Genomic DNA, 26137 nt, shown 5'->3' on the forward strand with positions numbered 1-26137 from the left:
AAAAACTTACGGGGAAAATATTTGCTTATCAGGTTATTAAGTCTATTTATTTGCATCAATATCGCTTGGCCGGCTAATGCCCAAAAAAAGCCGGTTGATGCGAAAGACCCCGCGCCGGAAAAAGAAACCAACTGGGAAGAAAAATTTATCCAGAGTAACCGGGATATCTCGACCTGGTTTGACGGTGTTACCGAAGGGATCGATCTATTTCTGGTCGGCAAAAGAGTTACCCGTGCCAAAAACAAATCCAGTTTTCGTATCGACAACACGACAACAGTTACTGAATCAGAGAACTTCAATAACACGACGAGCATTTCTGTTCGTCCGCGCCTGCCAAACCTCGAAGAATTTATGCAGCTTAAATTTACCTCATACGATGAAAAAGAAGACGGCCGTGGTGTTGAGAGCGGTTACCTGCGTAAAACCCAACGTCGTAAAAACTACGGGGCTACGCTGGGTTTTTTTCGTAAACTGGGAAACGTACGAACAACTTTTCAGCCACGCATTGAATTACAAGACCCGTTAAAAGTATCGCATTCTTTGGGTTTTGAAAGTGTTGCCGAACTCAGAAATTTTCAGATGAATCCCAAACTGGAATTTTTCGCCGATGCCGATAAAGGTACGGGAACATTTCAGGCGGTGAACTTCAATTACGAATTTACCCCGGTGTGGGCCATCACGTTCATCAACGAAGGTGAATATCAGGAAAAGATTCACAAACTTTTTGTGACCAACGGTCTGGCGCTGAGTCAGGATTATTCCGAAAAAACCGCGTTTACCTATAGCTGGATTTTTAATTCACATAACCGTGAAAGGTACCACCTGCACGAGCATATTGTATCTGTAACCTGGCACCAGAATATATACCGTAATATCCTGGATTTTCAGTTACAGCCGTTTCTTGGCTTTGCCAAAGATAACCGCTTTAAAGGTAAAAGCGGTGTTATATTTAATATCAGTCTAAATTTCTAGTAGCGAACTATCGCAGAGGCCCAGGTAAAACCCGCACCGAAAGCGACCATTGAAATCGTCATGCCGCTTTTAAGCTTACCGGCCTGCATGGCATCGTACATCCCTAATGGAATTGTGGCCGCTGTCGTGTTTCCGAATTTATGAATTGTGGTGTGTGCACGTTCAAAAGGAATTCCCAAGTCTTCGCAGATTTTTTGGTTAATGCGTGTATTGGCCTGATGAAAAAAATGCATATCTATCTCATTTAGAGCGACACCGGTTTCTTGCATGGCCTCGCCTAAAACTTCTGGCATTTTCGTCACGGCGTGGGTGAACACCAGTCGTCCGTTCATCTGTGGATAAATTTTTCCGCTCTCGATCATTTCTTTGGTCACGCGCTCGGCGCCAAAGGCGCTACCGGGAGCCGGCATCCATAATTCAGTCGCCGCCGAACCGTCGGCATGAAGTTTTGTGGTTAAAATATGCGGATCTTTTTTTTCATCTTTTACATCAGTTTGCTGGAGAATAACCGCACCTGCACCATCGGCAAACAGAATCGATACACCTTTACCGTTTGGCGTTTTGTCTAAACCTTTTGATTGCACTTCGGCGCCGATGACCAGCGCACACTTATAGATGCCGCTCGATAAATACTGATTGGCCAGCGAAATACCATAAATAAAGCCAGAGCAGGCCTGGCGAATATCGAAATAGGGCACACCGGGTAGGCCCAGTTTTGCCTGAACAAATGCGGCACACCCTGGAATATCTGTGTCCGGGCTTGAGGTCGCCACCACGATCAGATCAATTTGTTTAACATCGATTTTTGCATTTTCAATGGCGATTTTAGCAGCTTCGACCGCAAGATCAGAGGTCGCTTGGTCTTCGGTGACCCAGCGGCGCTCAACGATTCCGGTGCGTTGCTGGATCCAATCGTCCGAGGTATCCAGCATTTTTTCTAGATCAGTGTTTTTGATAACTCGTGATGGAACATAGCCACCGATACCGGTGATTTTAGCTGCTTTTTTCATACTTTTAAGTTTAGCTTAAATTATTTTACTGAGGCTAGTTGAAACTTTTCAAATCGATCCAGCTCGTTTTCAATCCGTTGTTTGGTCGCTGCACTTTTGAATTTCCCGACCCAAGTCCATTGTTGGATGCGCAGCTTTTGTTTTTCACGGTCTGTTTTTAAATCGATCACCGCTTTAATATCGTTATCGACCAGCACCGGTAAGGCAAAGTAGCCAAAAATTCGTTTGTTTTTAGGCACATAGGCTTCAAAGCGGTGAGCGTAGTTAAAGAAAAACTCCAGGCGTCTGCGCTGAATGACCAAAGGATCAAACGGCGACAGAAGATGCACCAGTTCTGAAGGTGTAACTTGCTGTTCGAATAATTCAGGTAAAGCATAATAAAGGGATTTTTCGTGGCCCTTTACTGCGACCTGCACTAACTTTTTTTTCGCCACTCGTTCGAGCAAGAGTTTTTTTACGGCATTTTTTTTATCGGCTTTTTCGAGATGACAGATGCTTTCAATATTTACCAGTGCCTGCGAGCGTAAGGCGCGGTCTATCATGTAGTTATTGACCTCATCGCTGCTTGCAGCCTGCGGTGTTGCCGGCCAGTCGAAATGGCGCTCAGCCAGTTCATATTTTTTTAGCATTCCGATGCGCTCGCTAATAGTTAATTTACCGGTGTGAAATCCCAATTGCAGTGCGCGCTTTGACGGTTTTTTGCTGGCCCAGGCATGGTCTTTTTCAACTAAGACATCGTCATTAATGTCTCGGATCGAAATTGCGCCGTCGCGTTTAATCATGGTGAAAACTTTTTTTAAATCTTTGCTATCGACGTTGCCGAACCAGCTCCCTGGATTTTTCTCCCGGTGTTTCATGTCGTTGATAAAATATTTGTAATCAGTGGTCGGGACATAGGCCAGGGCGTGTGTCCAATACTCAAAAACTGATTTATCGATAGTCTGGGCGCGGTGCAGATCGGCGACTTTATAGTTAGGGATGCGCGTGTACAGGATATGGTGGTGACAGCGCTCAATGACATTAATAGTGTCTATCTGCACATAGCCTAAATGCGCTACGGCTTTTACAACGGCCTTTGTGCCTGACCCAAATGGTTGAGTTGAGTTAAGACGTTGGGCATTGAGCAACAGATCTTTGGCTTGTGACGGAGAAATTATTTGAATCATCCTGTGTTTCTTTTTAAGATTAAACATCTAATTTAGCAATGGAGATCTTATGAATTGTTACTGCCAATCAAATATCAGCTTTAATCAGTGCTGCGAGCCATTTTTAACCGGCCAAAAGAATGCACCGACGGCAGAAAAACTCATGCGCTCACGTTATTCGGCGTACGCAACTGCAAATATTGACTACTTAAAAACTACTCTGGCTCCTGAGTCACGCCATGATTTTGATGTGGCGACGACAAAAAAATGGGCTCAAAGTGCAAAATGGAAAGGACTAAAAATTATTTCTACCCAGAAAGGTTTGGAAACAGACACTAAAGGTACAGTTGAATTTATCGCCACTTACGAACAGGACGGCGAAGGTTTAGATCACCATGAAGTTTCGCAGTTTCGCAAATCAGAATCCGGTGAATGGTTTTTTATCGATGGCGATGCCCATACGCATCGTGAAGGTGAAGATCCACACCATCACCACAAACCGCAGACAGTGGTACGCGAAGGGGCAAAAATCGGGCGAAATGACCCATGCACCTGCGGCAGCGGAAAGAAATTTAAAAAATGCTGCGGTAGCTTAGAAGCAGAATAGAGTATCTGTGCAGCAAATCACCGTTCTTAAAACACAGAGTGAGTTAGAGCAGGCATATCCGCTGATGAAGGAGCTACGCCCACATATCACTCTGCAAAATTTTTTAGATATTTACTATCAGTCAAACAAGACAACAGGCTATGAAATTGCAGCTTTAACCAAGGACAACCAGATCCTGGCGATCATGGGTTACCGCATATTATTTGATTACGTGCATGGTAAGCATTGCTATATCGATGATTTAGTTTCAACCGAGCAGCAGCGATCAAAAGGTTATGGCGCAGAACTTTTAAAGTACGCCGAACAGTTTGCAAAAGACAATCAATGCACTGGGTTGCGTCTTTGCACCGGCATTGAAAACGAACGCGGTAAAAAGTTCTACGAAACAAATGGCTGGAACTTACGCGCTATTGTTTACAAAAAGAAAGTAGGACAATAGCCATATAAGGATAGTGTTCCTGATGGTTTATTTTACGATCTACGATTACTGGTGGTTTTATTTAGGTTTTGTTGCCTTTGTTGCTTTTGTTTTATCGTTAGATCTAGGTGTTTTTCATAAAAAAGCCCACGTTGTTACAGTTAAAGAAGCAGCGGCATGGACGGGGATCTGGGTCGGCTGCGCTGTAATTTTTAATCTTCTTTTTCATAAATATGCTCTTTATATTTTATCCGAGCGCGCTTCATTGATGCAGCTTCCGGGCTTTGACCCCGAACTCACTGCGAAAAATCTGGCGTTGGAGTTTACGACGGGCTTTTTAATCGAAAAGGCCCTGGCGATAGACAATATCTTCATTTTTGCCGTGGTGTTTTCTTACTTTGGCATTCCCCGGGTCTATCAGCATCGCGTTTTGTTCTGGGGAATCTTCGGGGCCCTGATCTTTCGCGCCTTGTTTATCGCAGCCGGTGCAGAACTTATGAAGTACCAGGCCGTGGTTATCTTTTTCGGTGTGCTTTTGGTGGTGACCGGTTTTCGCATCATTATCGAGAAAGTTGAACAGCCTGATTTAAGTAAAAATTTTTTACTGCGCCAGCTAAACCGCATGTTTAATATAGACCATAAGATTTCGGGCGATCATTTTTTTATAAAAAAAGATAAAAAATTTTTTCTGACCCCATTATTCGTGGCTTTAATATTTATAGAACTTTCTGATATTCTATTTGCCATTGATTCAGTTCCGGCAATATTTGCCATTACCAACGAACCGCTGATTGTCTTTACCAGCAATGTTTTTGCAATCTTAGGTTTGCGCTCGATGTACTTTCTGTTGTCCGGGGCCGTGGATAAATTCCGTTATATCAAATACGGATTGGCGGGCATTTTAATTTTTGTCGGCCTTAAAATGACATTTTTAAATAACTACTTTGACGGTCATTTTCCAATCTGGCTTTCGCTGCTCATAATTGTTTTGATCTTAACAACCTCGATCCTGGCCTCGATTCTCCTCGACAAAAAACCTATTTCATCGACCAAAGTCTTACGCTAAATATCCAGTTCATTTTAGGATAAGAATATCATTTTGATAGTCAGAATGATTCACTATAAATTTAAAGCTGCTTTATTATTTAGCGGGGAATCTGATATGAAATCATTACTGACGTTGGCGTTGCTTTCTTTTTCGCAAGCTGTATTTGCCGGAAATTCACTGAGCACAAAAATTCACAATCAATACGTTTCACTAAGAGCTCTGGGCATGGGTAATGCCTACACAGCAGTGGCTGACGACTACACTTTGATTTTTTACAATCCAGCCGGTTTTGCTAAGAAGAAAAATAATGAGATTCAGTTTTCTATCCTGGGAGCCGGTGGAGTTAAAAAGACCGTCGACTTTGCCAAAGAAGTTCAAGACGCTTCAGACACAGAAGGTTCTGATACCGATAAAGCCAACGCAATTTCGGGCGTGATCGACAAATATGCGGGAGACACAATGGGTCTTCGCCTGCAGGCCGCAGAAATGTTTTGGATCAGAAAACACTGGGGTTTTGCTTTAGTGCCGGTGGATTTATCTTTAGATGTAACAGTTGATAAACAGTTAGGTCCGACCGTAGATCTTAATGTGATCAAAGATTCTACCTTGGCTATCGGCGGCGGTGGCGAAGTTAATAAAGAATTATCTTGGGGTGTAACCTTAAAAGGTATTCACCGTCTGCAGGTTTCAGAAAAACTGGTGGCATTACAATTAGCGACTGAGCCAGATTTAGTCAGTGCAGACCGTGCGTCTGAAGGTTTTGCCTTTGACGGTGATATCGGGCTTCTATATTCACCATCTTGGTTCAGTAAAACCGTAACTCGCCGTGTACCGGCCCAGGCTTCTGAAACTGTCAAAGTCAAAAAAGCTAAAGCACGCGCAACTGAGACTGCCACAGCCAAAGCTGAAGAGCCAAAAAAAGAAGCTGATGCTTTAAGTTTAACGGTTAATTCCGGCGCTTCTGAGACTGCATTAACCATCGATGGCGAGCCTGGGGCATCCGGCACAGCCGAAGTAAAAGCTGAAGAAGTTAAAAAAGAAGAAAAGCAAGAGTCTAAAATGGTAGATGTTCAGGAAGAGACGTACCCGCTAACTTTGTCTTTTGTTGCTCGTAACGTTTTGGGTTCAAGTTTCGCCAAGCAAAAGTTAGTTAATAAAGAAGCAACCATGGCACCGGATAAATTAGAGCAGGTATTTGATGTTGGTTCTCAGTACGAATTTGCGACTTTCGGAAGTCTTACATTACGTGCGATGCTGGATTTTAAAAATTTGAATCATAAATTAGCGACTACAACGGCAAAAACCACGCACGCCGGTATTGAATTTGATTATTCACCAAGTGGCTGGTTTAAAGCTCAGTTCCGAGCGGGTATGAACCAGGGTTATTACACAGCTGGTACGACCTTACTATTAGGTATCTTTAATATTGAAGCCGCAACGTACGGCGAAGAAGTTGGAACTTCTTCGACCAAAGTTGAAAGCCGTATTTACGCTGCTAAGTTCGGAATGAATTTTTAGTTAGTTGGCAGGGCAGCCATTACCTGGGTTAACCATTGTGGCGCCTAACTTATATTTCAGACAATCACCAATTTGCGTTGAATTAGATGTCACCAGAGCTGCGCCTAGTTCATCGCAAAATTCATTTAGAGCCTCGCCTGATTCTGAATTCGACGTACAACTGCTCGCGTAAGTCTCTGTAACTAGCTCTCCCAGCGCAGCTGATGGAATATTGCTGACAGCTGTTGCAAATTCGGCTGGCGTCGAAGCTGCCGGATTAATACCTTTTGCTAACGTCGAAATTTGCACTAATGAACTTAATTGCGAATAGACTGCAATACCTGAAGTGTTGCAAACTTCAAAAGCGGCTGCCGATTGAGTTGTATCTGAAAAGCTAAGTTCAGAAATCATATTGATTGAGCTTGAACCACCACCACTTTCAGCGGCTTCAATCGCTTCAATTAACTTAGTAGGCGTGCCGTAACCTTCATCAATAAAGTAAGCCGCACATTTTAACTGATTGGCTTGCGGTGTGGCTATCGCCGACAGTTTGCTTACGCAAGTTTGCGCGCTGCCATTGCCCGCAGTAGCTTTATTCAAACACATCTGTGCATCTTTAATGGTATCTAATTCACTTTCTTTACTGCAACCGGCTAGGCCTAAGGCTGATAAAGTTAATGTCGCTAGTAAGACTTGTGCGGTTTTAAGGGTTGTTTTCATCATTTGTTCCTTCTTAGGCTGACTTCGCCATGTCGTCAGGGCGGTCATTAAGTTCATCTTGGTTTTCTTTACTTTTAAAAACTTTTTGTAATTCAAAAAACGAGGCAAAATTGATTGGCTCTGCTGCCTGCATTTTTGCACGGCGGTCAAAGTGGTTATAGCGGCTGACTTGTTTAGAAAGCGCTTTACTGACCGAAACCATATCGTTGATTAAGCGCACAATATTGATTTCATTTTTGAAGTCAGCACCCATAAAATCACATTTATCGATGTCTAATGATTTGGCCTGGGCTGCATCCGAATTTTTATCGATATTGGCCAGGTCGATAAAGTTATTAATTTTTTTACTGATGTCGATGTAGTCCTGAAAATCCGAGTTTTTTTCAAAGCTGATTTCAGATAACTGGGTTAAATAGATATCAATAGGTTCGCCGGTCGTAATGGTTGCCGGGTAGGAAGCTCTGAAACGTTTGGCTTTTTTCTTTACACGGTTTTTTAAATTGATCCGGTAAGCGGCCATTTTGGCTTCGATTTTGGCAATGTCGTCGCGTAGGGTGCGCTTTTTCATACTGCGCAGAACATGCAGCACGATAAAAGTGGCAAAACCCATGATCGTGATTTTAACGATTAATCCTAATAAAACTAAAATACCATCCACGCCTAATTTATCGGTGTTCTCAGAGTGAATATTTAATAAGAATATTCGTGTCGTATATCACGTCATTTTGAAACAATTTTTGGTCACTGACTATAACTTTGACAGGATTTTGGTCGTCTAGCCCTCTTAAAATGAGACGTATTTTTGGCTTAAGACGTGCTTTGTTTTCTTTCGTTGAGGTTTATAAAAAACGAATTGAGGGACTTTATATGAAAAAATTAAACGTTAAAGCTGCGCTTGTTTTATCCTTATTGGCTTTTTCTGCCTGTGATAAAGGTGGCGGCGGCGGTAATAACAACCCACAGGTGGTAAGTGTACCGGGCGTAACGCTTAGACAATATAGTATGTATCCAGGTCAAAGCTGTAATATCAACGGCGACAACACCTATACGTGTACTGAACAGGGCCGCACGATGGGCGCGATCGGGTACTCTAGCCTGCAAACTTTCTGCGATATCTTATTAAATGATCAGGCCAATGGTTTTGTGGCGCGCATGACTCGCCAGCAAATGTACCAAGAACAATGTGCCGGCGCACAAAACAACGGTTTTTGTGGAATCGGTCAAGTGTTACAAAACGGTGTGTGTGTGAACAACACAGGCATCATTACTCCGGGCACTGGTACGGGCACAATTATCAATAATCCGGATATGAAAACAGTGGCTTGCCGTTTAGCTGTTAAAAAAGGTAATGCGATCGGCGATACCGGTTTAATGCAGGTGCAAGTTATTCAAAACAGCGCTTCTGGTGTAAATATGTTTGCATTTACAAACGCGACCTACAGCAAAAAGTTCTTAGGCATTTTTAACGTGACAGGTACTAAATTTTCTAACTCAGAAAAATTGGCGAAAATTAAAATGTACTACACGAAAGAAACTGGTAAAGCGGATATGATTAAACTTGAAGCTACTGGTGTTGACGGTGATTTAAATGCGTCAGTAACTGGTTTTGCCGGTTCTGAAACTAAACTATTGATTGCTCCACAAGATGAATACAGCGACGCAACATCAATCGAAGTATCATGTCAGGCGCAAGGCGCAACCACAGGAAATGCGGCAGCTTATACTGGTTATAACTGTAAAGGTGAAGAAAAAGACGGAAAGAATACAACTGCGATCGACTACACCAGTGCTTATTCTGAAGACTTAATGAATCAGTCTTACGATGTGACCAAATCAGTGAAATTACACACTGAAGGTTCATTAGCTACAGACGCAGGCTCAGCAAGTTATGAGCAAATCGCGCGTTACGGGATGATTGACTCTTCGGTTAGCACTAGAGCCAATATCACAACGCCGACAAAAATCAGCGTTTCCCGCTCAGGCTACCGTCTGAATTTAGAGTGTAAACCGGTGGTAAAATAAGAATTTGTTCCCGGTCTTTTGACCTAAAATTTTATCAACTTCAAACGAAGGGTCTGGATAACCAGGCCCTTTTGTCGTCTTAATGCGTTAAATATCTGGATTGACCATCTTTTTTTAAATTCCTAGACTTAAAAGATAGCAACTCGAAATAAGCTACGCCTGGGAATATTTAATGGGATTATTTGATAAATTTGCAGACTATTTTTCTAACGATATCGCGATTGATTTAGGAACCGCTAATACGCTGGTTTATGTGAAAGGCCGCGGAATTATTTTAGATGAGCCTTCAGTCGTTGCAGTTCAAAAAAACTATCGTGGCATGCAAAACCGCGTGTTAGCCGTAGGTAAAGAAGCCAAAGAAATGTTAGGTCGTACACCAGGTTCGATCGTAGCTATCCGCCCGATCAAAGACGGTGTTATCGCTGACTTCGAAGTAACTTCTGCAATGCTTGGTTACTTTATCAAAAAATCTATCGGCGAGAAAAAATCTTTGGTTCGTCCAAGAATTATTATCTGTGTTCCTTACGGCATTACCCAGGTTGAAAAACGTGCGGTAAAAGAGGCAGCCCAGTCTGCTGGTGCGCGTGAAGTGCACTTAATTGAAGAGCCGATGGCAGCCGCTATCGGCGCGGGTCTTCCGATCACTGAGCCTTCAGGAAACATGGTTGTCGACATGGGTGGTGGTACCACCGGTGTTGCGGTTATTTCTTTAGGCGGTATTGTTTACTGTAAATCAATTAAAGTTGCCGGTGATAAATTCGATGAAGCGATCGTCAACTACGTTCGTCGTCAGTTTAACTTACTGATCGGTGAAAGAACGGCCGAAGCGATTAAACTAAAAATCGGTAACGCCTTTCCGTTTGAACAAGAAAAAACAATGGAAGTTAAAGGCCGCGACCTCGTTGCCGGCGCCCCGAAAACTATCGAAATCACAAGTACACAGATCAACGATGCACTTATGGATCCATTGGCTGAAGTTGTTGATGCTGTTCGTACGGCTTTAGAAAAAACGCCACCGGAGCTGGCATCGGATATCGTGGATAACGGTATCGTGTTAACGGGCGGCGGAGCGCTATTAGCCAACCTGGATATCTTAATCAGAGAAAGAACTGGACTACCGGTTTCTATTGCTGAGGACCCATTAACTTGCGTTGTGATGGGTTCGGGTAAGGTCCTAGACCAAATTGACCTACTCAGTCAGCTAACTATTGATTAAAATTGAAGAATGCCGATTGAATCCTTCAAAAAAATATGGGTAAGTTGTCACTTACTTTATCCGAACCCATCGCAAGCGCGCGATATTTTCGGCTTGATTGTTGAAACCGGCATTGATCATTCTTCATCTGCTTACGGGCAGGTTTTTCAGGGCATCCAGAAACTCTATCGCATCTATAAGCGCCGTGATCCGGTTAAATCCGGCTCAAGTAATTTTGAATTTACCGCAACACCGTTAAACTACTGGAAACGTGTTCTGCAAAAATGCAATAAAGACGAAACTTTTATCGTGATGGTGGCCCTTATGGAGCTGGCATCGTTTAAAGACATTTCCCGCATTACTAAAATACCGCTCAGCAAAGTTAACTACCTGTTCAACCAAAGCGTAAAAAAAATCATAGCATCTCCGGCGCTTCGCTTCGAACAGAAAAAAGATATTAAGTTAAAAGAGTATAACAGTGAGGACGTGTCGACTTTATTCATTAGCGAATATTTTATCGAATATGTGCTTGGCCTGACTGAGCCTGCGATCTCAGAAAAGATGGAAGGCAGGCTAAAAGACAACAATCGCTACAACGATTACCGCAGCGAAATTCTTAAGTTCAAAGCCGAGCTTAATGATCTAAATGCAAGTCATCATTTTGATGATGTGATGAAGGTCTTCGGTAATTCAGCACAATTACAGAATTTAAAAAAGTTAGAAATCAAACAACAGAAAAAAATAGCGATCGGCCTGTTGGCGCTGGTCATTATTATTTCTGGACTGTTCCTGCGTCCGACATTTCTCAAAGCGCCGATCGGTGATACGACAGCTAAAAAAGTGATCCTGGAAGAAGTTGCGATTTCTAAAAAAGAAGCTCCCGAGGGACAGGTGTTTAACGGGTCAGAGGCAAAAGCTGCAGTTACCGTCAGTTCTGTGGCGACGGTGTCAGTACCGATTGTTGTTAGCGACAAAGTTGTTGCCGTAGTTTCAGCACCGGTTGTTGCCAAAGTTAAACCACCGCTGCCGCCTGAGCCGGTTAAACAAGTGCCGGCGACCGGGGTTTACCGCGGCCAGATTACAGTGACTGATTTTGACCAAGTAGCCTCAATTATCCGTGACCGGATCATCGCCATCGGCGGAAAAAAAGCGGGTGAAGTTGAATTAGGCTGGATTAAAAACCGAAACATCAGTTATTTTCACTTTATTTTTCCGACAGAAAAACGTGAAGAGTTGGTGGCGTTTATCCAGCAGTACGGCCAATTAAACTATAAATTCGAGGCGCACCCGCGCGTGCTGCCGATAGGCCAAAGCCGTTTTATTATCGAGGTCTATAAAGGTGAGTAAGAAAAAACCATTATCTTTAGGTAAAAACTATCGCTCACTGAGATCAATCTTGATTGTCTGGTTTACTTTGTTTTCTATTATCCCGTTGCTTTTTGTCGGCTGGTATTCTGTTTTTAAATTCGAAAAAGCCTTTGATCAGGAAGTGTCACAGCGTCTTCAGGGTAATGGCCGAGAAATTGAAACCATCATTGCCGATTATTACCGTGCTGTTCAGACCCAGAAAGAACAATATGCCAATGATGCCCGCGTGGTAGCGGCATTAACCATGGCTGACCGCGGTGCTTTAAACGGTCTTTCAATCGAATGGATCGGCCGCAGCCCGATAACGTCATTATCTTTTTATGACCGCGAAGGCCGTCTGATCACGACATCCTACCGCGATGATAAAAATCAGATCCGTCATTTTGAGCTAACAGCAGAAAAAATCCTGCTTAATGAAAAATATCTTTCAAATCTGAAAGATAAGTCAGATCTGGGTTTTGTCGATGAAGCCAAAACCAAAGTTTCTCTGATTCTGTTTTCTAAAGTTTTAAACGCCAATGGTAAGCACGTCGGCTATTTTGAACAGATTATTGAACTTAAAGAATTATTCTTAAGCCGAATCCGTTCGCGCTTAAAAATCGAATCCTTTCTGGTTTCTGACCAGAAAAACATGATCGCGGCTTCGCGTAATGAATTTCGTAATATCAAACTTGCAGGCAGTAAAGTGATTGATGACAAGCTGGTCGATTACAACCTGTACGGGCAAAATTACGGCTTTATTCTGTACCCGCTAAGCTGGGACCGCTCAAAGTTTTATATCGGTCTCGGAACACTGAAAAAAGATTCGCAGGCCATTCTGAAAAACGTGAACATTGCGTTCGTTACCGTTGTCTCAGTGGTTTCATTATTTCTGATTCTAACGATTTTAATCACCACCAATTGGTTCTTAAAACCAGTAGAACGTTTAATTAACGGTTTTAAAATGTTTGATCGCAGTGAACAGCTGCACCAGTTGCCGGTTAATAATAAGACTGAAATCGGCCTGTTAACCGAAGCATTTAATGAGATGAGCTATAAAGTTTTTCAGGCACGTATGGATCTGCGCAAAAAAATCAAAGAGCTCGAAAAAACCAATTCAGAGTTAGTTGAAGCCCAGACGAAACTGGTGCACTCGGCAAAAATGACAAGTTTAGGCCAGCTGGTAGCGGGTGTTGCGCATGAATTAAATAATCCGATCGGTTTTATTTACAGCAACATGACGCATTTAAAAGAGTATACCGATAATCTTTTTAGTGTGATTGATTCAGTCAAAGATAAAGACGAGGATATCCGCAAAAAGATTGCAGAGATCGATTACGATTTTGTAAAATCTGATTTACCACGTCTGATTAAATCGTGTCAGGACGGTGCTCAGCGTACCCGTGATATCGTTCTGGGTTTGAGAAATTTCTCGCGCCTGGAAGAAGCGCAGTTAAAAGAAATCGATATTCAGGAATCGCTGGATACAACGCTTGAAATTTTACGCAGCGATATTAAAAACCGTATCGTGGTTCATAAACAATATGAGCCGATCCCGAAGGTTCTGTGTTATGCCTCGCAGATTAACCAGGTGTTTATGAATATCCTTTCAAACGCTCTGCAGGCTATCCAGGGTAACGGTGAAATCTGGATCACGACTATTCCGTTAAAAGCCGGCGCAGATCAAATCGGCCGGGTACAGATTTCGGTGCAAGATTCCGGTTCGGGTATGGATGCACAGACACTGGAAAAAATCTTTGAACCGTTCTTTACCACCAAAGGTGTCGGACAGGGCACTGGTTTAGGGCTGAGTATTTCGTATGGTATCATTCAAAATCACGGCGGCGAAATTCAAGTGCGCTCACAAAAAGGTGTGGGCACTGAATTTGTGGTCATCATTCCGATCAGTCCGCCAAAAAGTCTCAAGCCATAAATGCCGTCTCAGCGCGAGACAGCTTGTCGTTTCAATTAAACGATTTTAAGTTCAGTCTGGTTTGTGCCGATAAGTATTTCGTGGCAGGTATTAATAAATTTCTTAACATTGTTATCGTTTTTGGCTGTGTGGTTATGGCCTACTTTTTCTATCAGGCAAAAGTAGAAAATGATAAGTCAGTAAGAGCTATTAGCCATGTTGCCGAACAAAGTTCTGAGAAAGAGCCGGTAGATCCGCAGGATTTGGCCAATAAATATCTACAGCAGGCACAGCAAAACTTGGCCGCAGATAAACTTAAAGCCGAAATTAATATTAAAAAAGCCATTGCGGATTCCACTAATCCAACGCCACCTAAAGTTGTCGAAACAGATCCATCACAGGTTCCGATCGAGCAGCAAATCTGGAAAGATCCACAACAGGAAAAGCCATTGGATCAGCGTTTTTCTGAGCAGTTGAATCAGAAAAATACCGGCGAAATCGACAAACAAGAATACATCCGCCAATTTAAAGAAAACGCGCGCAAGAACGGTTACGAAATCACCGTCAATGACGATCTAGAAGTGACAAGCGTTACGCCGATCAGAAAACCGCAAAATTCAAAGAACGATTACGACGCTAATCAAAACTCCGATCAGGAATATTAATAAATACAATTCTACGATTCTAACACTAAGGACGACCGCGAGGTTGGCCCTTTAGAATAGGGTCTGCCAGAGGCAGATCAAAACAGCTTATTTTCGTTGAAGCTGTAGTAGGTTTCACCGGTGAAAATGACGTGATCGAGAATTGGAATTTCCAGGATCTTGGCAGCTTTTAAAAGTTTTTTGGTGATGCGGATATCCTCTAACGACGGGGCAACACTTTGGCTGGTGTGATTGTGGGCGATAATGATGGCAAAGCAGTTGGCGCGGACCGCTTCGCGGAATAAATCGCGCGGGTGAATCTTGCAGGAGTTCAGAGTTCCCTTGTGGACCATGACCGTTTTGAGCAGCTCCATCTGATGCGTTAAGTACACACCCCAAAACTCTTCGGCATATGGGTTGTAGTTTGCTGCCAAAAGTTGAAAGACCGTTTTGGCGTTATCGATAATCTGTAGGGGTTTAGCGGAGGCATCCGGACTTTTAGGGGGATTGGTCATAATGGTTTTTTAGCAACAGCGTGACCTAAAGTAGGGGTAACTTATTGTTTGTCGCACTTGATTATCGTCCGGAAGATCGCTTCTCGTTTCAGGCCGGATCGTCTATTATTTACGTAAGACATCATTGTCGAAAGGTACATCATGAAAACGTTAGTTTTACTCATTCTTGTTTCGTTATCAGTTTTATCGTGCGGCCCGAAGGCCTTTGTTAAAGGTACTTATGAAGACCCGCAAAAAGAAAATCTATTAAACGACCAATGGTCTGAAACCGACATGCAAGTGATGGTGAAAGAACTAGTGGCGTCAATGCTGGCACACCCGGTTATCGCGAACGCAAAAACTCCGCCAGTGGTTATGTTCACTAAACTTAAAAACGACACCAGCGATCATATCGATACGCAAAGTATTATCGACATGATGGCGGTTGAATTAGGCAATACGGGTAAAATCGTATTCGTAAATAAAGAAGCGCGTGAAGACGTAGCCGAAGAGTACAATTATCAAAACTCGGGAATGGTATCGAGCGAAACTAAAAAAGGCCCGGGCGGTCAAACAGGTGCAGATTACTTCATCGATGGCCGTATCGCTTCAATCACACAACAGGTGGATAAAGATAAAACGGTGTATTACAAGTTAACGTTGAACCTAACGAACTTGCAGAAAAACACTAAAGTTTGGTCTAACCACAAAGAAATTCGTAAGAAGTTTAAGAAGAAAACTATTGGTTTGTAGTTAGTATTTCGGTAACTCAGCCGCAGCGCGGGTTATCCATCCTGGACGGACGCCTTTTGGCGTCCTGCCAAAAGGATGAGATTAGAACGCAAAATCACAATTCTGGTCACACAGACCAAATTTATTCACAGTTTCTTAATATTTTTTGAAATTTTAGCGCGAGAAAAGCTTACGAAGTGCAAAACTTCGAATAAACATAGCTTGGGAAAAATTCTAATCGGAAAAAATAAAAAGCCGGGTTTTGGCCCGGCTTAGTTATTACTGATTAAAATTTTGGTTGCTGCTTGGAAGAGGAAGATTTGGTGTTTCTTCTTCTTGGTTAGCGCCCGGAAGAACAGTCGCTTTTTCAGCTACAACTTTAGAAGTTGCGTCAGCCGTATTTAAACGAGCTGCTGAAGCCACGCGGTTTTCAAGGTTTGCTTTGATGTCATCAGTTGATGCTCTTTCAACATTAACAGTTACAGCAGCTTGTTTAGTCATGTAGTCGATTGGGAAAGCGCCCAATTTAGCTAAATAACTAGAGATGCTTCCGTTACCGTGTTGAATGATTTCGCGTAATGTAAAAAGCGGAGCGTACTGAGAAGCTTTTTTCTCAGATTCAAAAATGATCTGAGTTAAAGTTGCTGCAGTAATATCATTTTTCGACTTATTGTCGATAACCATCACTTCTTCGTTAGAGCGAATCATCTTCGCGATATCATCAAGTGTCACGTAGCAGCTTTGTTTTGTGTCATAAAGCTTACGGTTTTGGTAACGCTTGATAATTTTAACCTTCGTGCTTGGTTTTGTGTTCAAATTATCCATTTGATTCATCACAACGGCCTCCATTTGCCCTGGCTTATTACTTCCGTTTTAGTCTTTTAGTGTCTAAACAAGATGAAGATTTATTAAGCCTAAAACTGAAGCTTTTCGCCTATTTATTCGCTGGCAAGTTAGCCCTGCCGCCACCCTATGTCAAGTAGGTCGACAGTTTATCTCAGTGATTCGGTTAAATGACAAAATGAGTCCAGTTGCCTTATTTTTAAGTTTAAAAAACACCTATTTGAGATACAGTAAAACATAATGATTTCAAGTACTTATAAACAAATAAAAAGTAGTCTAGTTTTTTCTTAAATTCATCTTAAAAGGCGTTGACTCGTCCAATGAGGTCCAGTTTTGCGAAATCGTCACATAATAAAACGCTCTAGACTCCAGCACCAGAGCCATTTCTGCCGAATAGTTCTGTAATAGGAGTCTACATGAAAGTTCTCAGAATTTCGGGTGGTCGGTTGGTTTTTTTAATCAGTTTACTTTTCATCACAGCGTGTGTGTCGACGCCGTACCCATACTTTGACTCTTCATTAAATGATCATAATCGTGCACCGGCATCGTTAGGTGTTCCGCAAACCGCGTCAGAAGCTGATGAAAATAAAGTCGAAAAACAAGCACAGGCCGATTATTTATTTTTAAAAGCTGACTTGGAATCGGCAGATGGCGAACAGGCGTCATCGATCGAAAATTTAAAATCAGCGATTCAGATCGATCCGAATTCGGTCGTGCTGCTGCAAAAACTTTCAGTTGAATATTACAAAAAAGGCCAAGTGACCGATGCCATTTACTGGATCCAGAAGGCATTAGAAAAAGATCCGAAAAGAAAAGACAACCTGTTGCTATACGGTTCGATGCTAATGGCCAAAAAAGAATTCGACAAAGCTGAAGTGGCGTACAATAAAATCATTAAGCAATACCCAAAGGATTCCGAGGCGTTTTTATATTTAGGCGCGCTGCACTCAGAGAAAAATGAATTTACCAAAGCTCATAACTATTTTTCTAAAGTGATTACGATCGGCACTTATGAGCCGAAACATCTGCCGTTTTACTACCGCGCACGATCAATTTTAGATTCAGGCAATAAGGCTCTTTTTGGCGCAGCTAAAAAAGACTTAGTAAAAGTTTTCGAGTTAAAGCCTGAGTTTCTAGAGGCCATCCAGGTTTATTCTAGCATTGTCGAAAAAACCGAAGGTAAGCAGGCTGTCTTTAAATTTTATATCGACTATCAGAAAAAATACGGTCCGGTAGTCCGTTTGGCCGAAGTATTATCGCAGTACTATATTGAAAAAGACCAATACGATAAAGCCTACGAACAGCTTGAATTTATGGAAGCCAATACTGAAGATCCAATTCAGGTTAAACTTAAAATGGCTTTAATCCTGATCGATAAAAAGAATTATCCCAAAGCGCTGACTAAGTTAGAAGAGCTAAATGTTTCTGTTCCTGAGTCAGACAAAGTGAAATTTTACTTATCGGCTGTTTATGAAGAATTAAAACAGGCTGATAAAGCCATTGAAACTTACTTAATGATCCAGCCATCGAGCAATCATTACGATGATGCGCGTGTCAGAGCTGCGTTCTTGTTAAAACATGCCAAACAACTAGGTAAGGCATTAACAACCATGAAAGAAGCAGTAGCTAATAAAAAAGAAAACTTACAACTGCATTTTATGCTGGCTCAGCTTCAGGAAGACGATGCCAAATACGAGGAGGCGATTGCTACCCTGAAAAAAGCTGATGATCAGTTTCCGAAGAATACACAGGTACATTATTTCTTAGGTACTCTTTACGATCGCCTAGAGAAAAAAGACCAGATGTTAAAGCATATGCGCCAATCAGTAAGCTACGACGAAAAAAATCACCAGGCGATGAACTATGTCGCATATTCAATCACAGAACTGGGCGGTGATTTAGATGAGGCCGAGCAGTTAGCCTTAAAAGCCTACGCTTTACAAAAAGATGATGCCTTTATCATCGATACGCTGGGTTGGGTTTACTACAAAAAAGGTGAATACACCAAAGCTTTGCCTTACTTAGAAAAAGCGCATGAACTTTCACCGGATGTCGGGGTAATCGCCGAACATTTAGGTGATGTTTATCTTAAGCTTAAAAAAGATGATAAAGCACGTAATGCTTACCTGAAAGCCCGCAAAGAAGAAAAGGATCTGGCGCGCCTGAAGGCTTTAGACGGAAAAATCACGTCGCTTGAGCAGGCGGCGGGTTCTCAGCGTAGCCCAGCTGCTGCTGATACTTTTTACCCATAATATGGCATAATACAAAAGCTGCAACGATGGCGTAATCTACGCTGAACAGTTGCAGCAGTGTTGCTGCAATGACAAAAGATACTGTTAATTTTAAAAAATAAAACTTACGGGCCTTGATCTGCTGAACGTTCTGCATATAAACGCTCATTAGATCCGCCCCTTTTTTGTAATCCCAGAAAAAAGACATCCCGAAAACCAGCAGCACGTAGGTCATGACAAAGCTTAAACTGCCTGAGATTGCCAATAGTGGCAGATTAAAGTCTTTTAAGTGGATATGCATGAAAGACACCACGGCGCCGAGAAAGAAAAACAGCGGAAATAGCGTCAGCGTGTGAATGAGACAGTGAATTTGCGAAGTTTTACTAAATTCAGTTTGCCATAAATAGATCGCCATCTGTTGCCAGACCAGAATCAACAACAGCGATCCGCCAGGGATATCAGCGTACCAGAACAAAAGAAAGCTCGCGGCAAATAAAGAATAATGTTTTATTTTTAATTCTCTCATTTACACTAAAGTGTATATGCAAAAATATTCATTCACAAACCATGTTTTGTTGTTCGTAGGTCTTGCAGCGCTTTTTACCGTCGGTTGTGCGGGTACGCAGGAAAAACCGCAGGCCGGTGATATTCAATATGTTGCAAGTAAGGCGTTAATTGAGGACAAAACCAAAAAAACTTCAAATTCTGCTTCGATAGATTTGTTCTTCTTAAGTAATGATGCCATTCGCATGGAGGTGACCGCCGTCTTAGGTTACCGTCTTGGTAGTTTAGTGATGAACCAGCAAAAAGTAGCGTATGCCTTACACCCGCAGAAAGCTTTTGTTGAAGGCCCGTTTACCGGCCGAACCATGAAGCCGTTGTTTCGTCAGGAGCTGGATCCGAGGTTAATCTGGGCGGTGGTGTTTGACCGCGATTTACGGGGGTTTGGTTTTGCCTGTAATGACCTGGTTTCTAGAACCAGCACATGTTTAGGAAGCGGAGCTACCCAAGGGGTTACGGTGACCGTTCAGCAATTGGGTGAAAAGCCTGACAGCGGATTAAAGAAAATCACCATCGAAAATGCCAGTTTAAAATTTGTTTGGCTGTATAAAGCGATTAGGAAACATAATAAGTCCTATAACGAGACCTTTGTCCTGAATAAGCCAGAAGAATATCGTCTAATCACTATAAAATAATTTTACTTCGCTAACCGAAATAACAAGAGGCATAATCTAAGTAAGAAGCCTACCACTTTTGTCTTAAAGTGGGGCACTTATGGAGGAGAATCACTATGTCGTCTTCTATCAATCTTCGCTCATTGGTTGAAAAGCACCAACAGGCCAGCAACAAGAAAACGGCCTCACATTGGACTGGTACTTTTCATGAGTATTTAGACCTGGTGAAAAAAAATCCAAAGTTGGCCAGAAACGCCTACCAGCGCATGTATGACATGATCATGGAGGCCGGTACCGAAGAGTACGTGGATTTTAAAAAGCATGTGATCCGCTATAAGTTTTTTGATGATAAACCCAATAACGGTAAAGACGCTATTTTCGGTTTAGATGTTCAGTTGATGAAATTCGTCAATATCCTAAAAGCAGCGTCTTTAGGATACGGTACCGAAAAACGTGTTATTTTACTTCACGGCCCGGTGGGTTCGGCAAAATCTTCGATCTGCCGTATTTTAAAAAAAGGTTTAGAAGATTATTCGCACACGGACCAGGGGGCGCTGTTTACGTTTGAATGGGTGATTGAAGATTCAAAAATCCAACATCTGCTGGGTAAAGATGTGAAAGTATATCACACGCCGATGAATGAAGATCCGCTGTGGTTAATTCCGGAGGATATGCGCCAAACAGTGGCTGATGAAATCAACCGCTCACAAGACGGTGATTATCGTGTAAAAATCACCGGCGAACTTTGCCCGCCATCGCGTTTTATTTTTAAAGGTCTTATGGATTACTACCAGGGAGATCTGATTAAGGTTTTAAACCACGTGCGGGTAAAACGTATGTTTATCTCAGAAGCTGACCGTGTCGGAATCGGTACTTTTCAGCCGAAAGATGAAAAAAATCAGGATTCAACAGAATTAACCGGTGATATCAATTACCGTAAGATCGCAGAATACGGATCTGACTCAGACCCGCGGGCGTTTAATTTCGATGGTGAATTTAATGTCGCCAACCGCGGAATGATCGAATTTGTCGAGGTCTTAAAACTTGATGTGGCTTTCTTATACGATTTATTAGGGGCTTCACAGGAGCACAGAATCAAACCTAAAAAATTCGCGCAGACGTATATTGATGAAGTGATTATCGGCCACACTAATGAGCCAGAGTACAGAAGATTGCAGGATAATGAATTCATGGAAGCCTTACGTGACCGTACAGTAAAAGTGGATATTCCGTACATCACAAGGTTAAAACAAGAAGTTAATATCTATAAAAAAGATTTCAATTCACAAAAATTACGCGGTATCTCTATTGCCCCGCACACGATTGAAATGGCGGCGATGTGGGCGATTCTGACCCGTTTAGAAAAGCCTAAAAAAGCAAATCTGACTCGTTTACAAAAACTAAAACTATATAACGGTAAAACATTAGCGAATTACACAGAAGATAACGTTAAAGAATTACGTAAAGAAACTTTACGTGAAGGTTTAGACGGAATTTCTCCTCGTTATATTCAGGATAAATTATCAAATGCGCTTGTGATGGCCCAGCAGATGAACAAAGGTTCTGTGAATCCATTTATGGTGATGAATGAATTAGAGAGCGGTTTAAAAAACCACTCGTTAATTTCTGATGAAGAGCGCAAACAAGAATACCGTGAATTATTAAGCGTCGTAAAACAAGAGTACGAAGAAATCATTAAAGGTGAAGTTCAGCGTGCGATCAGCGCCGATGACGGGGCTTTACAGCGTTTATGCGCCAACTATATCGATAATGTTAAAGCGTACACGCAGAAGGAAAAAGTCCGTAACCAGTTTACCGGCCAGGATGACGATCCAGATGAGCGTTTAATGCGCGCGATCGAGGAGAAGATCGAAATTCCTGAATCACGCAAAGACGACTTCCGCAGAGAGATCATGAATTACATCGGTGCATTGTCGTTAGATGGTAAGAAATTTAACTATAAAATGAACGAACGTCTTCACAAAGCTTTAGAACTAAAGCTTTTTGAGGACCAAAAAGACAGTATTAAGCTTACGTCTTTAGTAAGTTCAGTCACAGACAAAGACACTCAGGAGAAAATCGAAATCGTTAAATCACGTCTTATTAAAGACTTCGGTTATGACGAAATTTCGGCGACTGACGTGTTACATTACGTAGCCAGCATCTTCGCCCGCGGAGATGTGAAGAATAAGTAGCGCGGACGCGCTGGGAGCGGAGCTGAACTATGCCGATTCGCGAGGACCAAAACCGATTTAAGAGTATTATCAAAGGCAAAGTTCGTGATGACTTTAAAAAATACGTCACGAATGGCGAGCTGATCGGTAAGCGCGAAGAGGAATTTGTAAAAATCCCGCTTCCGCGGATTGATATTCCGACGTTTCGTTACGGTCCCAAGCAGGATCAGCAGGGGGTCGGCCAGGGTGATGGCGACGGTGATCCGCAACAGGCGCAGGGTCAGGGGCAACAGGGCTCTGGCAAAGGTGAAGCTGGCGAAAATCCCGGCGAACACATGCTTGAAGTTGAGATCTCTTTGGAAGAATTAGCCGATATTTTGGGTGAAAAACTTCAGTTGCCGCGTATTTTGCCAAAAGGTACGGCAAATTTAGTGACCGAGAAAACGCGGTATTCGGGGATTGCGCCGGTTGGGCCTGAGGGCTTACGTAAATTTAAACAAACTTATAAAAAGGCTTTAGCCCGCTATATTTCTTCGGGCACCTATAATCCGAATGATCCGGTGATTGTGCCGATCCGTTCAGATTACCAGTACCGTACCATCAAAAAAACGCAGAAGCCGCACACCAAAGCGGTCGTTATATACATGATGGACGTGTCGGGTTCAATGGGTGAAGAGCAAAAAGAGATCGTGCGCTTAGAATCTTTTTGGATCAACACCTGGTTAAAAAAACATTACAAAGGCTTGGATACCAGATTTATTATCCACGATGCCGCAGCCAAAGAAGTTGATGAAAACACCTTCTTTAAAACGTCTGAATCGGGCGGAACCTTAATCAGCTCGGCCTACAAAATGTGCCAGCAAATTATTGATGCCGAGTATCCGGCCGATGAGTGGAATATTTATCCGTTTCATTTTTCTGACGGCGATAATTGGTCAGGTGAAGACACAAGACTGTGCATTCAGCTGATCAAAGAATATTTTTTACCGCGGGTGAATGTATTTTCGTACGGTCAGGTCGAAAGTAAATATGGTTCAGGTCAATTTTTAAAAGACCTGCAAAAAGAATTCGGTGAAGACGAGCAGGTGACATTAAGCCAAATCGAATCGCGCGATAAAATTTTAGATTCAATCAAAGACTTCTTAGGTAAGGGCAAATAAGCTTTGTCGGTGGGGGCCAGATGGCAAATTTAACTCTAGAACTTGAAACAGAAAGAAAAAAGATCTGCCAAGTAGCTCAATCTGTCGGCCTTGACTGTTTTGAAACTATTTTTGAACTGATCAGCTACGATCAGATCAGTCAGTTTGCTTCGTACGGCGGTTTTCCCGTGAGATATCCACACTGGAAATTCGGGATGGAGTACGAACAACTTTCTAAATCTTACGAATACGGTTTATCTAAAATTTATGAAATGGTGATCAATACGGATCCTTGTTATGCCTACCTGATGGAAGGCAACTCGATGATGGATCAAAAGCTGGTTATGGCGCACGTTTACGGCCACTGCGATTTTTTTAAGAATAATATCTGGTTTTCTAAAACCAACCGCAAAATGATGGATCAGATGGCCAATCACGCCACCCGTATCCGCCGTTATATCGACCGCTATGGCTACGAAGAGGTCGAACGTTTTATCGACACGTGTTTAAGTTTGGAAAATTTAATCGACCGTTATTCGATTTTAAACGGGCCGACTCAGTTTAGCGAGAAAAAGCCGCAGGTGCGCGAATCCGATTTCGTGTTCCAGGTCGAAAAATCCTATATGAAGAATTATATCAACCCGCCGGATGTGGTTGAGGAGTTCAAGAAAGACCAAATGCAGAAGCTGCAGGGTAAGGCGCAGTTTCCGGCAGATCCGGTGCGTGATATTCTGACCTTTTTGATCCACTATGCGCCGCTGGAAGAATGGCAACAGGATATCTTATCAATCATCAAAGATGAGGCCTATTACTTTGCTCCGCAGGGGATGACCAAAACGATGAACGAAGGCTGGGCGTCATACTGGCATTCGCACATCATGACCAAATATATCTTAAATGATTCAGAAATTATCGACTTTGCCGACCACCACGCCGGCACCATGTTTATGAAAATGGGGGGGTATAACCCCTACAAAGTGGGTATCGAGCTTATGCGTGATATCGAAGAAAGATGGAATAAAGGAAAATTTGGCCGCGAGTGGGACGAGTGTGACGATGTTAAAGAGCGGAAAAATTGGGACCGTAAGCTAAATTTAGGGCGCGAGAAGATCTTTGAGGTCCGTAAGCTTTATAATGACGTGACATTTATTGACGAGTTTTTAACAGAGGATTTCTGCGTCCGAAACAAAATGTTCGTCTACAAAATGAATAAAGAGACCGGCAAATTTGAGGTCGATACCCGTGACTTTAAAGCTATCAAGGCCCAGCTCCTGTTCCAGCTGGCCAATTTCGGCCAGCCGATCATCAAAATCGAAAATGCGAACTTCGAAAATCGCGGCGAACTTTTGTTAAGACATGTGCATGAAGGTTTGGATCTCCAGCCTAATTATATGGACGCAACGATGAAAAACTTAAATAAACTGTGGCAACGGCCGGTAAATATAATTACAGTTATGGATAACGAGCCGCAGCTTTTCAGATTTGACGGCAAGGAATATACAAAACACAGCTTAGCAAAAGATGTGGGTTCTCAATCTGAGCCGTCTCGAAAAGATTCAGAAGGTTAAGAAAACTTAACATTTCGTTTCAACAAGATCCGGATTAACGAATTTTCATTTTTTCGCATAGCTATTTTACAAAATAGTGTAAGATAAATAGTCAAGGGGAAGGTATTCCCGTTGTGAAGAAGGAACGTTGGCTGGAAAATAAAAACCGCATCTTAGTCTACAGTGATGATCCCAAGGATCAGGCGAAAATGTCAGGTGAGCTCGAGAAAAAAGCTTTCGAGGACCAACAAAAAGCCAAAATCGCTGATAAAAAGTTTGTGATCGTTTTTCGAATCGAGAAAAATGGTCGCGGCGGCAAGACGGTGACTATCTTAGATCAATTACCGGCTTACGATCCCTTCCTCAAAGAACTTACAAAAGAATTGAAAGCGAAATGCGGGGTCGGTGGAAGTTATTTCATCGAAGAAGATAGGGGCTGCATTGAGATTCAAGGTGACAAGCGGGAAGCGATTAAAAAGATACTGGATGTCAAAACCATGAAGTACAAAGGGGTCTGATAAAATGAATAAAGTAGTGATCATCGACGATTTGGTTGATAGCTGCACGGTTATTTCTGAAATCTTAAGTCCTTATTTTGAATGTAAAGCTACGTCTGAACCGCATTTAGCGATGGATTTAATTTTAGATTTCAAACCGAACATCATTTTAATGGATTACCAAATGCCACGTGTAAACGGGGCTGAGCTATGTAAGACTCTAAAAGATCACCCGGCCACCAAAGATATCCCGGTTATTTTTATGTCGGGCGTGGCAACTGAAGATGAGCGCGTCGAAACGCTTGAGCTGGGTGGCGATGATTTTATTGCCAAGCCTTTTCACCCTAAAGAATTAATTTTGCGTCTGAAAAAACGAGTTCAGGGTTACACGGTAAAACCGCCAGTTGATAGTGGAGCGGTGATTGCCAACATGAATACGTCGACCTTAGCTGTCGGCAATTTAAAAATGAACCTGAATTCACGCCTGGTGTATGTAAATGACCGCGAAATCACCTTAACGCCGAAGCAGTTCGAAATTTTAAAATTATTAATCGAAAATCAGAACCATCTGGTTTCGCGCAGCACTTTTATGGAAGAAGTGTGGGGTCATTTCGAAGTGACACCGCGAAATGTCGACTCGCAAATTAACTATCTAAAAAAGAAAATAGACGGGTTTCAGGGCATTATTACGGCAGTCCCAAGCTTTGGTTACCGTTTAGATTGCAAACCATAGTATCGACGACGGGGCTAAATGCTACAGGCCGATCA

Annotated in this window: 25 protein-coding genes; 18 read left to right on the top strand and 7 right to left on the bottom strand. The window is 42.4% G+C overall.

The features are described from left to right. Positions 1–21 precede the first annotated feature (21 nt). Positions 22–972 (top strand): hypothetical protein, encoded by a 951-nt coding sequence (locus tag AC04MM_RS10835; protein ID WP_475380377.1) that lies wholly within the window; start codon positions 22–24, stop codon positions 970–972. Here the strand turns inward: AC04MM_RS10835 and AC04MM_RS10840 are convergent. After that, entirely contained in the window at positions 969–1982 is a 1014-nt protein-coding gene (locus tag AC04MM_RS10840) for a 3-oxoacyl-ACP synthase III family protein (RefSeq protein WP_475380378.1), read from the bottom strand. The two genes, AC04MM_RS10835 and AC04MM_RS10840, sit on opposite strands and share 4 nt — an antisense overlap. A gap of 20 nt (positions 1983–2002) precedes the next feature. Then, complete coding sequence (locus tag AC04MM_RS10845; RefSeq protein WP_475380379.1) at positions 2003–3148, bottom strand: winged helix-turn-helix domain-containing protein; 1146 nt, start codon at positions 3146–3148, stop codon at positions 2003–2005. 49 nt (positions 3149–3197) lie between these two features. Between AC04MM_RS10845 and AC04MM_RS10850 the strand changes: the two genes are divergently transcribed. The 4 genes from AC04MM_RS10850 (at position 3198) to traF (ending at position 6718) form a co-directional block, all read left to right on the top strand. Beyond that, the gene (locus tag AC04MM_RS10850; RefSeq protein ID WP_475380380.1) at positions 3198–3734 is read left to right on the top strand and encodes a YchJ family protein; all 537 of its coding nucleotides are present in this window, start codon (positions 3198–3200) and stop codon (positions 3732–3734) included. A gap of 7 nt (positions 3735–3741) precedes the next feature. Further along, the gene (locus AC04MM_RS10855; protein ID WP_475380381.1) at positions 3742–4173 is read left to right on the top strand and encodes a GNAT family N-acetyltransferase; all 432 of its coding nucleotides are present in this window, start codon (positions 3742–3744) and stop codon (positions 4171–4173) included. Between the two features lie 22 nt (positions 4174–4195). Beyond that, on the top strand, positions 4196–5218 hold the full coding sequence (locus AC04MM_RS10860; protein WP_475380429.1) for a TerC/Alx family metal homeostasis membrane protein: 1023 nt from the start codon (positions 4196–4198) through the stop codon (positions 5216–5218). A 96-nt stretch (positions 5219–5314) separates the two neighbouring features. Next, positions 5315–6718 carry a conjugal transfer protein TraF gene (gene traF / locus AC04MM_RS10865; RefSeq protein WP_475380382.1) on the top strand — a complete coding sequence of 468 codons (1404 nt, stop codon included), beginning with the start codon at positions 5315–5317 and terminating at the stop codon, positions 6716–6718. Here the strand turns inward: traF and AC04MM_RS10870 are convergent, their stop codons facing one another. After that, the gene (locus AC04MM_RS10870) at positions 6719–7420 is read right to left on the bottom strand and encodes a hypothetical protein (RefSeq protein ID WP_475380383.1); all 702 of its coding nucleotides are present in this window, start codon (positions 7418–7420) and stop codon (positions 6719–6721) included. A gap of 10 nt (positions 7421–7430) precedes the next feature. Then, positions 7431–8075: a hypothetical protein gene (locus AC04MM_RS10875; protein WP_475380384.1), complete on the bottom strand. Its 645-nt coding sequence runs from the start codon at positions 8073–8075 to the stop codon at positions 7431–7433. A 209-nt stretch (positions 8076–8284) separates the two neighbouring features. On the opposite strand from AC04MM_RS10875, the gene AC04MM_RS10880 reads away from it, so the two are divergent. From AC04MM_RS10880 to AC04MM_RS10900, 5 genes are all read left to right on the top strand, one after another. Then, entirely contained in the window at positions 8285–9439 is a 1155-nt protein-coding gene (locus tag AC04MM_RS10880; protein WP_475380385.1) for a hypothetical protein, read from the top strand. Between the two features lie 172 nt (positions 9440–9611). Further along, positions 9612–10655, top strand: a complete 1044-nt coding sequence (locus tag AC04MM_RS10885) for a rod shape-determining protein (RefSeq protein ID WP_409478953.1) — start codon at positions 9612–9614, stop codon at positions 10653–10655. Between the two features lie 9 nt (positions 10656–10664). Then, on the top strand, positions 10665–11981 hold the full coding sequence (locus tag AC04MM_RS10890) for a hypothetical protein (protein ID WP_475380386.1): 1317 nt from the start codon (positions 10665–10667) through the stop codon (positions 11979–11981). Then, the gene (locus tag AC04MM_RS10895) at positions 11974–13914 is read left to right on the top strand and encodes an ATP-binding protein (protein WP_475380387.1); all 1941 of its coding nucleotides are present in this window, start codon (positions 11974–11976) and stop codon (positions 13912–13914) included. Before AC04MM_RS10890 ends, AC04MM_RS10895 begins: the two co-directional genes overlap by 8 nt. 23 nt (positions 13915–13937) lie before the next feature. After that, positions 13938–14558 (top strand): hypothetical protein, encoded by a 621-nt coding sequence (locus AC04MM_RS10900; protein ID WP_475380388.1) that lies wholly within the window; start codon positions 13938–13940, stop codon positions 14556–14558. A 77-nt stretch (positions 14559–14635) separates the two neighbouring features. Here the strand turns inward: AC04MM_RS10900 and AC04MM_RS10905 are convergent, their stop codons facing one another. Continuing rightward, positions 14636–15052, bottom strand: coding sequence for a JAB domain-containing protein (locus AC04MM_RS10905; RefSeq protein WP_475380389.1), 417 nt, complete (start codon positions 15050–15052; stop codon positions 14636–14638). A 141-nt stretch (positions 15053–15193) separates the two neighbouring features. Between AC04MM_RS10905 and lpoB the strand changes: the two genes are divergently transcribed. Next, positions 15194–15784, top strand: coding sequence for a penicillin-binding protein activator LpoB (lpoB, locus tag AC04MM_RS10910; RefSeq protein ID WP_475380390.1), 591 nt, complete (start codon positions 15194–15196; stop codon positions 15782–15784). A 258-nt stretch (positions 15785–16042) separates the two neighbouring features. Here lpoB and AC04MM_RS10915 read toward each other — a convergent pair whose 3' ends face one another. After that, positions 16043–16597, bottom strand: coding sequence for a polyhydroxyalkanoate synthesis regulator DNA-binding domain-containing protein (locus tag AC04MM_RS10915; RefSeq protein WP_475380430.1), 555 nt, complete (start codon positions 16595–16597; stop codon positions 16043–16045). 425 nt (positions 16598–17022) lie between these two features. Between AC04MM_RS10915 and AC04MM_RS10920 the strand changes: the two genes are divergently transcribed. Beyond that, complete coding sequence (locus AC04MM_RS10920; protein ID WP_475380391.1) at positions 17023–18858, top strand: tetratricopeptide repeat protein; 1836 nt, start codon at positions 17023–17025, stop codon at positions 18856–18858. Here AC04MM_RS10920 and AC04MM_RS10925 read toward each other — a convergent pair. Further along, the gene (locus AC04MM_RS10925) at positions 18791–19363 is read right to left on the bottom strand and encodes a hypothetical protein (RefSeq protein ID WP_475380392.1); all 573 of its coding nucleotides are present in this window, start codon (positions 19361–19363) and stop codon (positions 18791–18793) included. The genes AC04MM_RS10920 and AC04MM_RS10925 overlap by 68 nt on opposite strands. Before the next feature lie 16 nt (positions 19364–19379). Here AC04MM_RS10925 and AC04MM_RS10930 point away from each other — a divergent pair, with 16 nt between their 5' ends. The 6 genes from AC04MM_RS10930 (at position 19380) to AC04MM_RS10955 (ending at position 26102) form a co-directional block, all read left to right on the top strand. Further along, a complete protein-coding gene (locus AC04MM_RS10930) occupies positions 19380–20033 on the top strand; it encodes a hypothetical protein (RefSeq protein WP_475380393.1) in 654 nt (217 codons plus the stop codon). A gap of 95 nt (positions 20034–20128) precedes the next feature. After that, positions 20129–22207: a PrkA family serine protein kinase gene (locus tag AC04MM_RS10935; RefSeq protein WP_475380394.1), complete on the top strand. Its 2079-nt coding sequence runs from the start codon at positions 20129–20131 to the stop codon at positions 22205–22207. Positions 22208–22236: 29 nt separating this feature from the next. Further along, the gene (locus AC04MM_RS10940) at positions 22237–23346 is read left to right on the top strand and encodes a DUF444 family protein (RefSeq protein WP_475380395.1); all 1110 of its coding nucleotides are present in this window, start codon (positions 22237–22239) and stop codon (positions 23344–23346) included. Positions 23347–23366: 20 nt separating this feature from the next. Continuing rightward, positions 23367–24893, top strand: a complete 1527-nt coding sequence (locus tag AC04MM_RS10945; protein WP_475380396.1) for a SpoVR family protein — start codon at positions 23367–23369, stop codon at positions 24891–24893. Positions 24894–25006: 113 nt separating this feature from the next. Beyond that, the gene (locus AC04MM_RS10950; protein ID WP_475380397.1) at positions 25007–25390 is read left to right on the top strand and encodes a translation initiation factor; all 384 of its coding nucleotides are present in this window, start codon (positions 25007–25009) and stop codon (positions 25388–25390) included. A gap of 4 nt (positions 25391–25394) precedes the next feature. Continuing rightward, positions 25395–26102 carry a response regulator transcription factor gene (locus tag AC04MM_RS10955; protein WP_475380398.1) on the top strand — a complete coding sequence of 236 codons (708 nt, stop codon included), beginning with the start codon at positions 25395–25397 and terminating at the stop codon, positions 26100–26102. The last annotated feature ends 35 nt before the right edge of the window (positions 26103–26137 follow it).

It is taken from the genome of Bdellovibrio sp. SBM16 (genome assembly GCF_056175625.1).

Excerpts from the sequence above, each read along its gene's own strand:
- AC04MM_RS10890 (WP_475380386.1), top strand. The coding sequence starts at position 10,665 with ATGCCGATTGAATCCTTCAAAAAAATATGGGTAAGTTGTCACTTACTT.
- AC04MM_RS10840 (WP_475380378.1), bottom strand. The coding sequence starts at position 1,982 with ATGAAAAAAGCAGCTAAAATCACCGGTATCGGTGGCTATGTTCCATCA.
- AC04MM_RS10845 (WP_475380379.1), bottom strand. The coding sequence starts at position 3,148 with ATGATTCAAATAATTTCTCCGTCACAAGCCAAAGATCTGTTGCTCAAT.
- AC04MM_RS10920 (WP_475380391.1), top strand. The coding sequence starts at position 17,023 with ATGAAAGTTCTCAGAATTTCGGGTGGTCGGTTGGTTTTTTTAATCAGT.
- AC04MM_RS10885 (WP_409478953.1), top strand. The coding sequence starts at position 9,612 with ATGGGATTATTTGATAAATTTGCAGACTATTTTTCTAACGATATCGCG.
- lpoB (WP_475380390.1), top strand. The coding sequence starts at position 15,194 with ATGAAAACGTTAGTTTTACTCATTCTTGTTTCGTTATCAGTTTTATCG.
- AC04MM_RS10925 (WP_475380392.1), bottom strand. The coding sequence starts at position 19,363 with ATGAGAGAATTAAAAATAAAACATTATTCTTTATTTGCCGCGAGCTTT.
- traF (WP_475380382.1), top strand. The coding sequence starts at position 5,315 with ATGAAATCATTACTGACGTTGGCGTTGCTTTCTTTTTCGCAAGCTGTA.
- AC04MM_RS10860 (WP_475380429.1), top strand. The coding sequence starts at position 4,196 with ATGGTTTATTTTACGATCTACGATTACTGGTGGTTTTATTTAGGTTTT.
- AC04MM_RS10955 (WP_475380398.1), top strand. The coding sequence starts at position 25,395 with ATGAATAAAGTAGTGATCATCGACGATTTGGTTGATAGCTGCACGGTT.
- AC04MM_RS10905 (WP_475380389.1), bottom strand. The coding sequence starts at position 15,052 with ATGACCAATCCCCCTAAAAGTCCGGATGCCTCCGCTAAACCCCTACAG.
- AC04MM_RS10945 (WP_475380396.1), top strand. The coding sequence starts at position 23,367 with ATGGCAAATTTAACTCTAGAACTTGAAACAGAAAGAAAAAAGATCTGC.
- AC04MM_RS10850 (WP_475380380.1), top strand. The coding sequence starts at position 3,198 with ATGAATTGTTACTGCCAATCAAATATCAGCTTTAATCAGTGCTGCGAG.
- AC04MM_RS10880 (WP_475380385.1), top strand. The coding sequence starts at position 8,285 with ATGAAAAAATTAAACGTTAAAGCTGCGCTTGTTTTATCCTTATTGGCT.
- AC04MM_RS10940 (WP_475380395.1), top strand. The coding sequence starts at position 22,237 with ATGCCGATTCGCGAGGACCAAAACCGATTTAAGAGTATTATCAAAGGC.
- AC04MM_RS10935 (WP_475380394.1), top strand. The coding sequence starts at position 20,129 with ATGTCGTCTTCTATCAATCTTCGCTCATTGGTTGAAAAGCACCAACAG.
- AC04MM_RS10930 (WP_475380393.1), top strand. The coding sequence starts at position 19,380 with ATGCAAAAATATTCATTCACAAACCATGTTTTGTTGTTCGTAGGTCTT.
- AC04MM_RS10870 (WP_475380383.1), bottom strand. The coding sequence starts at position 7,420 with ATGATGAAAACAACCCTTAAAACCGCACAAGTCTTACTAGCGACATTA.
- AC04MM_RS10915 (WP_475380430.1), bottom strand. The coding sequence starts at position 16,597 with ATGAATCAAATGGATAATTTGAACACAAAACCAAGCACGAAGGTTAAA.